Annotated in this window: 13 protein-coding genes; 8 read left to right on the forward strand and 5 right to left on the reverse strand. The window is 63.0% G+C overall.

What is annotated here, in order from left to right; translation table 11 throughout:
• Positions 1 to 755: PLP-dependent aminotransferase family protein (locus tag WEB61_RS08640; protein WP_368063932.1), on the reverse strand; the 755-nt coding region annotated here is incomplete at its 3' end.
• A 108-nt stretch (positions 756 to 863) separates the two neighbouring features.
• Here WEB61_RS08640 and WEB61_RS08645 point away from each other — a divergent pair.
• The 5 genes from WEB61_RS08645 to WEB61_RS08665 all read left to right on the forward strand — a co-directional run bounded on the left by WEB61_RS08645 (position 864) and on the right by WEB61_RS08665 (position 3,956).
• Complete coding sequence (locus WEB61_RS08645) at positions 864 to 1,043, forward strand: DUF1272 domain-containing protein (protein ID WP_368063933.1); 180 nt, start codon at positions 864 to 866, stop codon at positions 1,041 to 1,043.
• Between the two features lie 13 nt (positions 1,044 to 1,056).
• Positions 1,057 to 1,671 (forward strand): pyridoxamine 5'-phosphate oxidase family protein, encoded by a 615-nt coding sequence (locus WEB61_RS08650; protein ID WP_368063934.1) that lies wholly within the window; start codon positions 1,057 to 1,059, stop codon positions 1,669 to 1,671.
• A 13-nt stretch (positions 1,672 to 1,684) separates the two neighbouring features.
• Positions 1,685 to 2,290, forward strand: a complete 606-nt coding sequence (locus WEB61_RS08655) for an FMN-binding negative transcriptional regulator (protein WP_368063935.1) — start codon at positions 1,685 to 1,687, stop codon at positions 2,288 to 2,290.
• A 13-nt stretch (positions 2,291 to 2,303) separates the two neighbouring features.
• Entirely contained in the window at positions 2,304 to 2,678 is a 375-nt protein-coding gene (locus WEB61_RS08660; RefSeq protein WP_368063936.1) for a hypothetical protein, read from the forward strand.
• Positions 2,679 to 2,753: 75 nt separating this feature from the next.
• Positions 2,754 to 3,956 (forward strand): pyridoxal phosphate-dependent aminotransferase, encoded by a 1,203-nt coding sequence (locus tag WEB61_RS08665; protein ID WP_368063937.1) that lies wholly within the window; start codon positions 2,754 to 2,756, stop codon positions 3,954 to 3,956.
• Positions 3,957 to 4,011: 55 nt separating this feature from the next.
• On the opposite strand, the gene WEB61_RS08670 is transcribed toward WEB61_RS08665, so the two are convergent.
• The gene (locus tag WEB61_RS08670) at positions 4,012 to 4,824 is read right to left on the reverse strand and encodes a M48 family metallopeptidase (RefSeq protein WP_368063938.1); all 813 of its coding nucleotides are present in this window, start codon (positions 4,822 to 4,824) and stop codon (positions 4,012 to 4,014) included.
• A 163-nt stretch (positions 4,825 to 4,987) separates the two neighbouring features.
• On the opposite strand from WEB61_RS08670, the gene WEB61_RS08675 reads away from it, so the two are divergent.
• A complete protein-coding gene (locus tag WEB61_RS08675) occupies positions 4,988 to 5,455 on the forward strand; it encodes a Dps family protein (RefSeq protein ID WP_368063939.1) in 468 nt (155 codons plus the stop codon).
• Positions 5,456 to 5,498: 43 nt separating this feature from the next.
• Positions 5,499 to 6,191, forward strand: coding sequence for an HAD family hydrolase (locus tag WEB61_RS08680; protein WP_368063940.1), 693 nt, complete (start codon positions 5,499 to 5,501; stop codon positions 6,189 to 6,191).
• Here WEB61_RS08680 and WEB61_RS08685 read toward each other — a convergent pair.
• The 3 genes from WEB61_RS08685 to WEB61_RS08695 all read right to left on the reverse strand — a co-directional run bounded on the left by WEB61_RS08685 (position 6,188) and on the right by WEB61_RS08695 (position 8,995).
• Entirely contained in the window at positions 6,188 to 7,114 is a 927-nt protein-coding gene (locus WEB61_RS08685; RefSeq protein WP_368063941.1) for a sulfotransferase domain-containing protein, read from the reverse strand. The genes WEB61_RS08680 and WEB61_RS08685 overlap by 4 nt on opposite strands.
• A 173-nt stretch (positions 7,115 to 7,287) precedes the next feature.
• Positions 7,288 to 8,292, reverse strand: coding sequence for a thioredoxin-disulfide reductase (trxB, locus tag WEB61_RS08690; protein WP_368063942.1), 1,005 nt, complete (start codon positions 8,290 to 8,292; stop codon positions 7,288 to 7,290).
• A 97-nt stretch (positions 8,293 to 8,389) separates the two neighbouring features.
• Entirely contained in the window at positions 8,390 to 8,995 is a 606-nt protein-coding gene (locus WEB61_RS08695; protein ID WP_368063943.1) for a peroxiredoxin, read from the reverse strand.
• A gap of 387 nt (positions 8,996 to 9,382) precedes the next feature.
• On the opposite strand from WEB61_RS08695, the gene WEB61_RS08700 reads away from it, so the two are divergent.
• The gene (locus WEB61_RS08700) at positions 9,383 to 11,173 is read left to right on the forward strand and encodes a hypothetical protein (protein ID WP_368063944.1); all 1,791 of its coding nucleotides are present in this window, start codon (positions 9,383 to 9,385) and stop codon (positions 11,171 to 11,173) included.
• Positions 11,174 to 11,195: the final 22 nt, after the last annotated feature.

Below are 11,195 nucleotides of genomic sequence, written 5' to 3' on the forward strand. Positions count from 1 at the left end.
ACCGGCACGGGGACGAGCTTTGCGCCCGCGCCCATCAAGGCGCCGCGCGCGCCGAGATAACCCGGATCCTCGATCCAGACAGGGTCGCCCGGGTCGAGCAGCATCCGCGCGGTCATGTCGAGGGCGCCCTGCGCGCCCACCGTCACGATCACCTGATCGGCCGTGCAGACGACGCCGCGCGCCGCGCCCGCATAAGCGGCGATGGCCGCGCGCAGCGCCGGAAGGCCGATGCCGACCTCGTAACCGAGATTGCCACGCCGCGGATCGCGGGCATGGCGGGCGAGAAGGCGGCTCCAGAGGAGGTTCGGGAAGCGGTCGATGGCCGGCAGGCCGTGGAGGAAGGGACGGCCCTCGCCGCGCTTGTAGGTCGGCGCCGCGCGGCGCGTGGCCGAGAGTGCGCGGCCGCGCTCGGAGAGGCCGCGCGTGTTGCGGGCGGGCCGGATGGACACAGGTTTGCGTGCCTGCCGGTCGAGCTGCAACAGGCTGTCCGGCAGGACGGCGGCGATGCGGGTGCCGGCGCCGACCTGTCCCTCCAGATAACCTTCGGCCGTCAACTGGTCATAGGCGGTCAACACCGTGTTCCGCCCGACGCCCAGATCGCCGGCCAGTGTGCGGGAGGAGGGCAGCCGTGCGCCCGGATGCAGCCTTCCGTCGAGAATGGCCTCGCGCAGCGCATCGTAGAGCTGGCGATAGAGCGGCGCTTCGGCGTCGTTATCGAGCGCCAGCGTACCGAGGGGCAGGGGGCTTGCGGGCATAGCGGCGATCCTTCCTGATAAAGTGGACCTATTATATTTTATCTATTGGACCTTTTGACAGGGCCAATTTAGGTAAATGGTGCGGGCCGGAATCGAGAGGAGAACGCGATGCTCGACATGAAATCCGCCTGCGAGAAATGCGAAGCGCCGACGCCGAAAGACGGTGCGGCGGAGATTTGCAGTTTCGAATGCACCTTCTGCCCGCCTTGTGCGGAGACGATGGGACATATCTGCCCCAATTGCGGCGGCGAGCTTCTGGCGCGGCCGAAGCGGACGCTGGATGTCTGAAAGGACGAAGACGATGAGCGATTACGAAACGTCGGCGGCGTACCGGGTGCGACAGGTGCCGAAGCGGGCGGCCTATGACCGCGAAACGGTACACGGGATTCTCGATGCCGGTTATGTCGCGCATGTCGCTTTCATGGGCGAGGCGGGACCTGTCGCGCTGCCGATGGTCTATGTCCGCGACGGCGACAACGTTCTTGTGCACGGCTCGCGCAAGAGCCGGCTGATGCGGATGATCGGCGGCGGCGCACCAATCTGCCTGACGGTGACGTTGATCGACGGCCTGGTGCTGGCGCGCTCGGCCTTTCATCACTCGATGAACTATCGCTCGGTGATGGCGCATGGCGTCGCGGAAACCGTCGCCGAGGCCGAAAAGCCGCGTGCGCTCGAGCTCTTCACGGCCCGTGTCCGGCAAGGTCGCCCGCCCGAGACGCGACCCGCCAATGCACAGGAGTTGAAGGCGACGCAGGTGTTGCGGCTGCCGCTCGTCGAGGTCGCCGCCAAGGTGCGTACCGGCGGGCCGCTCGACGATCCGGACGACATGGACCTGCCGGTCTGGGCCGGGGTCGTGCCGATGCAGATGGTCTTCGGCGAGCCGGTGCGCGACATCGCGGCGGTGCCGGCCGTCTAGAAGGGATCGACAAATGTTTGTGCCGCCCCGCTTTGCGCAGACGGATCGCGCCGAATGCCTGGCGCTGATCGAACGCGCGCCTTTTGGCCTGCTGGTCACAGGCGGCGAGGACGCGCCCTTTGCCACGCATCTGCCGTTCCTGCTGGAGCGGCGTGGCGATGAGGCCGTGCTGATCGGTCATGTCGCGCGCGCCAATCCGCATTGGCGGAATTTCGATGAGTGCCGGCAGGCGCTTGCCGTGTTTCAGGGCCCGCATGGCTATATCTCACCGGCCTGGTATGCGACGCCGGATCGCGTGCCGACATGGAACTACATTGCCGTGCATGCCTATGGCGCGCCGTGCCTTGTCGACGCCCCCGATGCTGCCCGATCTGTCATTGCCGCGCTGACCGCGCGTTTCGAGAGCGGGCGCGAAGCGCCGTGGTCGATGGCGGGTTTGTCCGAACGCGAACTCGAGAAGCTGATGTCGGCGCTGGTTGTTTTCGAGATGCCGGTGACGCGGCTCGAAGGCAAGTGGAAGCTCGGTCAGCACATGGCCGAGGCCGATCGTCTGGGCGCCGTGGCCGGCCTCGCCCGTGAGGGCGGCGATCCGGCACTTGCGGCGGCCATGAAACCCTGAACAGGAGAAGCCAATGTTCCAGATCGTCATCGGCGTCATTTTCGTGCTCGTCGGATTGCTGAACGCCTATCCGGCGGTCGGCATGCTGGGCGCGAAACAGCTCCGCGGGCTCTACGGTCTTGAATTCGCCGACGCCAATCTGCTGACCCTGATGCAGCACCGCGCGGTTATGCTGGGGCTGATCGGGCTCTTTCTGATCGTGGCTGCGTTCCGCCGCGAGCTGCAGCCGGCGGCTTTCATTCTCGGCTTTGCCAGCATGCTCTCCTTCGTGGTCTTCGCCCGGCTTCAGGGCGATCCGAGCTGCTGGATTTCCAAGGTTTCGACGGCCGATGTCGCGGGTTCGGCGCTGCTCGCCGTCGCGCTCGTGCTTTATTGGCTCCGCGCCTAGCAAGGCGGTTGCGCGGCCGGGCGGGCAGGCTTAGGTTGCGCCCGTTTTCCTGTCCGCCCTCAATGGAGATGTATCATGGGCTTTATTTCGGACGCGCTTAACCGCATTCAGCCGTCGGCAACCATTGCCGCGACGCAGAAAGCGCGCGACCTGAAAGCCCTGGGCCGCGATGTGATTTCGCTCGCCGCCGGCGAGCCGGATTTCGACACGCCGGACAACATCAAGGAAGCCGCCATCAAGGCGATCCGCGAGGGCAAAACCAAGTACACGGCGGTGGAAGGCATTCCCGAGCTGAAGGCGGCGATCTGCGCCAAGTTCAAGCGCGAGAACGGGCTCGACTATCAGCCGAACCAGGCTTTCGTCGCGCCGGGCGGCAAGCCGATCATCTTCAACGCGATGATCGCGACGCTGAACCCCGGCGACGAAGTCATCATTCCGGCGCCCTACTGGGTGTCCTATCCCGACATCGTGCTGCTCGCGGGCGGCACGCCGGTTGCCGTCGAGACGACGCTCAAGGACGGCTTCAAGTTGCAGCCGGATGTGCTGGAAAAGGCGATCACGAAGAAGACCAAATGGCTGATCTTCAACTCGCCGTCCAACCCCTCGGGCGCGGCCTATACGCATGACGAGCTGAAGAAGCTGACCGATGTGCTGATGAAGCATCCCCATGTCTGGGTGCTGACCGACGATATGTACGAGCATCTCATCTATGATGGCTTCAAGTTCGCGACGCCGGCGCAGGTGGAGCCCGGGCTTTACGAGCGCACGCTGACGATGAACGGCGTGTCGAAGGCCTATGCGATGACGGGCTGGCGGATCGGTTATTGCGCGGGTCCGGAAGCGCTCATCAAGGCGATGACCAAGGTACAGAGCCAGTCGACATCGAACCCGACCTCGATCAGTCAATGGGCGGCGGTCGAGGCGTTGAACGGTCCGCAGGATTTCATCCCGACGCGCGCAGCGGCGTTCAAGGAGCGGCGCGACCTTGTGGTGTCGATGCTCAATCAGGCGACAGGCATCAAGTGCCCAACGCCCGAAGGTGCTTTTTATGTCTATCCGTCCTGCGAGGGATGCATCGGCAAGCAGACGACCGTCGGCAAGGTCATCGAGAACGACGAGGATTTCGCTATCGCTCTGCTTGAAGCGGAAGGCGTTTCCGTCGTGCATGGCGCTGCCTTTGGCCTGTCTCCGTTCTTCCGCATTTCATATGCGACGTCGACGGAAGAACTGACGGACGCCTGCGAACGCATCCAGCGCTTCTGCGCCAGCCTGCGTTAGTCGCTGCCGCACCTGAAATGAAAGGCCCCGTGTTTGTCGCGCGGGGCCTTTTTCATCACACCTGATAGCCCATTTGGCGAAGCTGCGCCTGCAGCGCGGCCATGCGTGTGGCGTCGGAGGGGTGCGTCGACATCAGCTCCGGCGGCGGCGCCTGACCCGTGCGTTGCTTGGACATATTTTGCCAGAAGCGCAACGACTGGCGCGGGTCGTAACCGGCCTTCTGCATGTAACCGACGCCGAGGCGGTCGGCTTCGAGTTCGTGCTGGCGCGAATAGGGCAGCAATATGCCGAATTGCAGACCGGCGCCGAGAATGGCGGCGATGGCCGCCGGACTGCCGACATTGGCGCTCTGCAAGCCGATCTGTGCCGCCTGCATGCCGACACCCGCGGCCATGTTCTGGCTGTAGCGTTCGGCCGAGTGGCGCGCGGTTACATGCGCCGTTTCATGGCCCATCACGGTCGCGAGTTGGTCGTCGTTCTCCATGCGCGCAAAGATACCTTCGTAGAAACCGACCTTGCCGCCGGGCAGCACGAAGGCGTTGGCCTCCTTGCCCTGGAAGACGGTGAACTCCCAGGGCTGGTTCTGCAGGTTGGCGGCGGTGACGATCTTCCGGCCGACGGTTTGCAGCCGCGTGTTGAGGGACTTGTTGGTCGAGATCTTTTTCTGCTGGCGGAGTTGCGTCCAGGCAGAGGCTGAGAGCTGGCTCATCTGCGCTTCGGAGACCAGCAGCAGTTGTTGCCGCCCAAGCGCCTGGTTTTCCACGCAGCCAGTCAGTGCAACGACGTAGCCTGCCGCGAGACCCCGCACGAGTTGACGTCGGTTGAGTTCGATCGGCTTGGTGTCGAGAAAGTGGAATGTGGTTTCCATCGGCCGTCTCCGTGACGCTGCGCCCCGGATCAGTCTAGGGCAGGGTTAATAGATGTGTCAGCCTGAATGGCATATGCCTCAGATTAGAAATAATATAAAATGACTTGCAGGGCTTTGTTTCTGCACTACATAGATCATGTTCCCCCATGAAAGGAGGTGTACCATGAAAGTTGATACAGGGATTGCGGCGAGAGACCGGAACGAGATCGCTGAGGGACTCTCGCGCGTGCTGGCCGACACCTACACGCTTTATCTCAAGACCCACAATTACCACTGGAATGTGACCGGTCCGCAGTTCCGCACGCTGCATCTGATGTTCGAGGAGCAGTATCGCGAACTCTGGGCGGCGACCGACGAAATCGCAGAGCGCATCCGCGCGCTCGGCGAATATGCGCCGGGCACCTATGCCGAATACAGCAAGCTGACCTCGCTGCAGGAAGACAACGGCGTGCCCGGCGCCGAGCAGATGGTCAAGAATCTGGTCAAGGGTCACGAGCAGGTGGTGAAGACGGCCCGCGACCTTTTCAAGCAGGCAAGCGACGCCGACGACGAAGTGACCGCCGACCTGATGGTGCAGCGGATGCAGGCGAGCGAAAAGACAGCATGGATGCTCCGCAGCCTTGCGGCCTGAGCGGCTGTAACGCTTCGACATCGAATTTGATGTGGCAAGCGCCATGATCGTGGATATGGTCCGCGGCATGGCGCTTTCCTTTTCTCCCTCCCTTGTCATTTTCGATTGCGACGGCGTACTGGTCGACACCGAGCCCGTTGCGGGCCGCATCTTTGCCGAAGCCGTCATTGAGCTTGGCTATCCGGCTACTTACGACGAATGCCTGCGGACCTTTCGCGGTCGCTCCATGGCGTCCGCGGTCGAAATCATCGAGGCCCGGTTGGGATCGTCCGTTCCGGCGGGATGGGCGGACGAAATGTGGCGGCGCACCGAAATGGCTTTTGCCAGCGGTGTTGCGCCCATTGCGGGCGTAGCCGAGGCTGTGTCGCATATTCACAAACACGGCGTTCCCTTCTGTCTCGCCTCATCGGGCGAAATGCCCTTCATTCATCGCAATCTGAGAAGCGCGGGCCTCTTCGACTATTTCGACGGTCGTATGTTCAATGCCGCAATGGTCGCGCGCGGCAAGCCTGCACCCGATCTCTTTCTGCATGCGGCGTCGCGCATGGGTCACGCGGCCGAGACTTGCGTCGTCATCGAGGACAGTCTGCCCGGTGTGCAGGCCGCGGTGGCGGCGGGGATGGCCGTCATCGGCTATGCAGGCGATCCGCTGACCGATGCCGCGGCGCTCGAAAGCGAAGGCGCCCATGTCATTTCCGACATGAGCGCCTTGCGAGATATTCTTGTTCTTTGTTAGGCCGCGCGAGCGATATCGAGACCTTCGCCCGTCGCCAGCCAATGAGCACAATCCTTTCCCAGCTTCTCGTGGGCGAGTGCTTCGTAATTTGCGCTTTCTTCCGCACTCAGAACGTCGCGCCAACGGCCGTTGGTGCCCTTGTTGATGAAGGTCGATGCGCCGCCTTCCCACAATGCGCCGCCAAGCGGTGCACTCGTATCGGCGTGGGATTTCATATAGTCGAAGCTGCAATGCTCGAGAATGGCCGGCCATTGCCGTTCATCCACGGTGATATCGAGAAAAGTCGCGATGCGGCGGATTTCACCTTCCATGTCGCGCTTCAGATTTTCGAAATGGACGAAGAGAACATTCGGCAGGTGACGGATCGCCCACCAGCTCGAGACATTTTCCCAGAAGGACCAGAAGGGATAGCCGTCCTTTTCCAGCCATTCGTCGAAATAGGTGCGGACGTCGGTAGTCACGCGGCGGAGCTTTTCGCCCACGAGCCCGGGCGTTTCGTTCAATGTCTCGTAAAAGGCATCATTCGCGTTGGCGTGATGGTTGTAGAGGGACCAGAGAACGTCGCGTCCGTCGCGACCGATATAGATGTATTTCGCCTTTGGCGAATAGACGAGGGCGTCGACCGGCAGATGGGTCTTCACGAAGCGGCGATGGGTCTGCGCTTCCATGAGCTCCAGCTTCACTTCCGGCGGCGGGACACGCAGGTCGAGCCAGGGCGAGAGTTCATTTACCGGCACACCTTCCGCGCCGTTGAAGATGAGCTGTCCGACGATCTGCTGGGTCCAGGTTGTGCCGGATTTCGCATAGGTGGAAATGACGATGTCGTCGTCGCGGAAGCGGAAATCGTTCCAGATATCCGAATGGAAGTGGTGGCTGCGCAGTTCGCGGGTCTTCCTTGGCCACACAATGCCAGGTGCGGACATTTTGGTTCTCCAGGGGCGGTTAATACGACAGAGACGGCGCGAACTTTGGTCCGCATCGCCAAATCGCGGCGGAGATTATGTGTAATCCAACCGTCTGGGAAGCGCATAAAAATGAACAGCGGCCGCCCGGAAATTGTCCGGACAGCTGCCATTTTCCGGCATATTTCGGGGAATCAGGCGGTCTCCGCCTGACGCGCGCGCTCGATGGGGTCGGGGCCGATGCCGGCCTTTTCGGCGTCCCGGCCCGCCAGCCAGCGTTCCGCTTCGAGGGCTGCCATGCAACCCATGCCGGCCGCCGTGACGGCCTGGCGGTAGATGTCATCGGTCACGTCGCCGGCGGCGAAGACGCCGGGGATGCTGGTTGCGGTCGAATCGGGCGCGGTGACGAGATAGCCGCCGGCCTTGGTTTTTAGCTGGTCCTTGAAAAGTTCGGTCGCCGGTGCATGGCCGATCGCCACGAACACCCCGTCGGCCTTCAGCTCACGCGTTTCGCCCGTCTTCACGTTCTTGATGCGCGCGCCGGTGACGCCGGGCGGATTTTCGGTGCCGAGAATTTCGTCGATCGCCGAATCCCAGATCACTTCGATCTTCGGATGATTGAAGAGGCGCTCCTGCATGACCTTTTCGGCGCGGAACGTGTCGCGGCGATGGATGACCGTCACCTTGGTGGCGAAATTGGTCAGGAACAGCGCCTCCTCGACGGCGGAGTTGCCGCCGCCGACCACCAGCACTTCCTTGCCGCGATAGAAGAAGCCGTCGCAGGTGGCGCAGGCAGAGACGCCGAAGCCCTGGAATTTCTCTTCGGAGGGGATGCCGAGCCATTTGGCCTGTGCGCCGGTCGCGATGATGAGCGCGTCGGCGGTGTAGAGCGTGCCGTTGTCACCCTTGAGTTCGAACGGATGCCTGGAGAGGTCGGCGGAGACGATCGTATCGGCGATCATCTCGGTGCCGACATGGCGCGCCTGCGCTTCCATCTGCTCCATCAGCCATGGGCCCTGCACGGCTTCGGCGAAGCCTGGATAGTTCTCGACATCGGTGGTGATGGTGAGCTGGCCGCCCGGCTGGATGCCCTGGATGAGGACCGGCTCCAGCATCGCGCGTGCCGCATAAATAGCGGCGGTGTAGCCTGCGGCGCCTGCACCGACGATGAGAACCTTGGCGTGTTTCGTTTCGGACATGATGTTTCCGTTCGACTTCGGCTTGTGAACAAGGCGGGCAGGGCGGCGGGCCCGCGCCCCACTATATAGGGGTCCTGCGGGCCCGCCAAAAGGCGCCTCAGAGCGCTTCTGCGTGGGCGCCCAGATATTTGGCGACTCCGGCGGCGTCGGCTTTCATGCCTTCGTCGCCCTTGTTCCAGCCGGCCGGGCAGACTTCGCCATGCTCCTCGTGGAACTGCAGCGCATCGACCATGCGCAGCGCTTCGTCGGCGTTGCGGCCGAGCGGCAGGTCGTTGACGAGCTGGTGGCGGACGACGCCTTCGCGGTCGATCAGGAAGGTGCCGCGCAGCGCCACGCCGTCCTTTTCGATCAGCACGTCGTAGTCGCGCGCGATCTGTTTGGTCATGTCGGCCACCATCGGGAACTTGACCGGGCCGAGGCCGCCATCGTTCGGCGCGGTGTTGCGCCAGGCGGCATGGGTGAACTGGCTGTCGACGCTGACGGCGATCACCTTGACGTTGAGCTTTTCGAACTGCGGTACGCGGTTCGAATAGGCAAGGATCTCCGACGGGCAGACGAAGGTGAAGTCGAGCGGATAGAAGAAAACGAGCCCGTAGGCGCCGTCGAGATAGTTGCGCAGGTTGAAATCCTCGACGATCGCGCCATCCGGCAGGACGGCGGCGGCGGTGAAATCGGGGGCCTGTTTGCCGACGAGTACGGCCATGGGGGAACTCCTTTGAACTGAATGAGTGGGGCCTGATATTTCTCGCTATTTAGACGCATTCTAAACCATATTCAAGAGGATTTGCTGCGCTGCGACAAATTGGCAGGAGGCTTTTGCGGGGTGTGGGTGGGGCGGGAATATTCGAGGCTTCCGCGGATTTAGACAGATTCGGGCGCGATTGCCAGATTCGACAAGCTCCGTGAGCAACAGATTTCCAATCTGCAGGCCGGCATCTTGCCGCTGGCGTGGCCGTTCGGCTTCGGCATTTGACCGAGGCTCCTTTTCTTGTGACCGTTCCTCTGTTTCCGTGGGTTTGCTTTTGTGCGCTTGATTGCCCGTGAGTAGGTTCCGGCCCGCTCGCTCCATTCAGACGAAGAAAGAAACACCATGGCCAGATCCCCCCTGCTCATTGCCATCGGCGCATCCGCTGTCGCGGGCGCCACCTTGTTCGCAAGCGTCCTGCCGCAAGAGACGAAGCTTTCGCAAGCCGAGATTGAGACGCTGTTCGACCCTCGGTTGATCGCGCAGAACCAGTGCGGACGCGGGGGCCGGGAGCGCGCGGCGTTCTTCAGGCCGTCCTTTCAGCTTGCGCTGGCGTCGGCGCAGGCAAAGACCACGGCCACCGGCGCGTTGCCGCTCTGGTCGGGCCTCGGCGACCGCACGTTCCGGATCACGACCGCGAACGACGAGGCGCAGGTCTATTTCGATCAGGGCTTTGCCCTGCTCTACGCGTTCAATCACTGGGAGGCCATTCGCGCCTTTCAACAGGCGCAGCGCATCGATCCCGATTGCGCCATGTGCTACTGGGGCGAAGCGAAGGCACGCGGGCCCAATATCAACGCGCCGATGGATGCGGGTGAGGAAAATCCCGCGATCACCGCGATCAACAAGGCGATGGCGCTCACGGGCGACGTCTCCGCGAAGGAGCGGGCGCTGATCGAGGCGCTGGCGCTGCGCTACGTGGCGGATGAAGAGGCAACACGCGCGGAACTCGACAAGCGCTATGCCGAGGCCATGGAAGAAATTCACAAGCGCTATCCCGGCGATCAGGACATTGCGGTGCTCTACGCCGAATCGCAGATGGATCTGTCGCCCTGGAACTACTGGGAGCGGGATTACCGGACACCGAGGCCTCATATCGCCGGCGCGATCGCCGCGGTCGAGCGGGTTCTTGCCGCGAATCCGAACCATGCGGGCGCGATCCATCTTCAAATTCATCTGATGGAAGCCTCCGCCATGCCCGAGCGCGCGGAAAAAGGGGCGGGACGTCTTGCCGACCTGATGCCCGGCTCCGGGCATCTCGTTCATATGCCGGGGCATATCTACTTCCGCGTCGGCCGTTATCTCGATTCACTCGAGACCAATGTGCGTGCGGTTGCCGTGGACGAAGCCTATCTGGCGAAGACGCAGGGCTCCGACATCTATCGCTACGGCTACTATCCGCACAATGTCCATTTCGTGCTGGTCTCGGCGCAGATGGCGGGCGACGCCAAAACGGCGCTCGACTATGCCCGGAAGCTCGATGGGCTCATTCCCTTCGAGGCGGTGACCTCCGCTGCCATCGTTCAGCCGGTCAAGGTCGCGCCCTATTATGCCTTCCTCGAGTTCGGCACGGCGGACGACATCGCCAACATGCCTGAGCCGCCCGCCAATCTTCCCTTCGTCAAGGGCATTTGGCGATATGTGCAGGGCGTTGCCGCCGCGCGCGCTGGCGATCTCGCGGCGGCGCGGGCCGAGGCCGATGCGATAGCTGCGCTCCGTGACGACGAGGCGCTGGCGCCGCTCGCCGCCGCAAATGTGCCGGCCGGGGATATTCTGCTTCTCTCCGAAACGGTGCTGCGCGCCCGTATCGACCAGCGCGAGGGCAAGCTCGATGCCGCGCGTGCGAAGCTCGAAGAGGCGCTCGTGCTTCAGGACGGCCTCATCTATTCGGAGCCGCCCTACTGGTACTATCCGGTCGAGCAGACGCTCGCCGCCGTGTTGCTCGAAGCGGGCGACGCCGATGCAGCGGTGGAACAGTTCCGCGCCGCGCTTGTCCGTCATCCGAACAATGCCTGGTCGCTTTACGGCCTGATGAAGGCGCAGGAGGCGGCGGGCGACGCGGGCGCGCGCTACACGGCGGAATTGCTGGAGAAGGCAGCCTTCGACCCCGGCGCGATCACGCTCGACAGGCTCTGAGACAAGACGGGCGCCACCGCAT

Source organism: Parvibaculum sp. (assembly GCF_040882025.1).
Lineage (GTDB): Bacteria > Pseudomonadota > Alphaproteobacteria > Parvibaculales > Parvibaculaceae > Parvibaculum.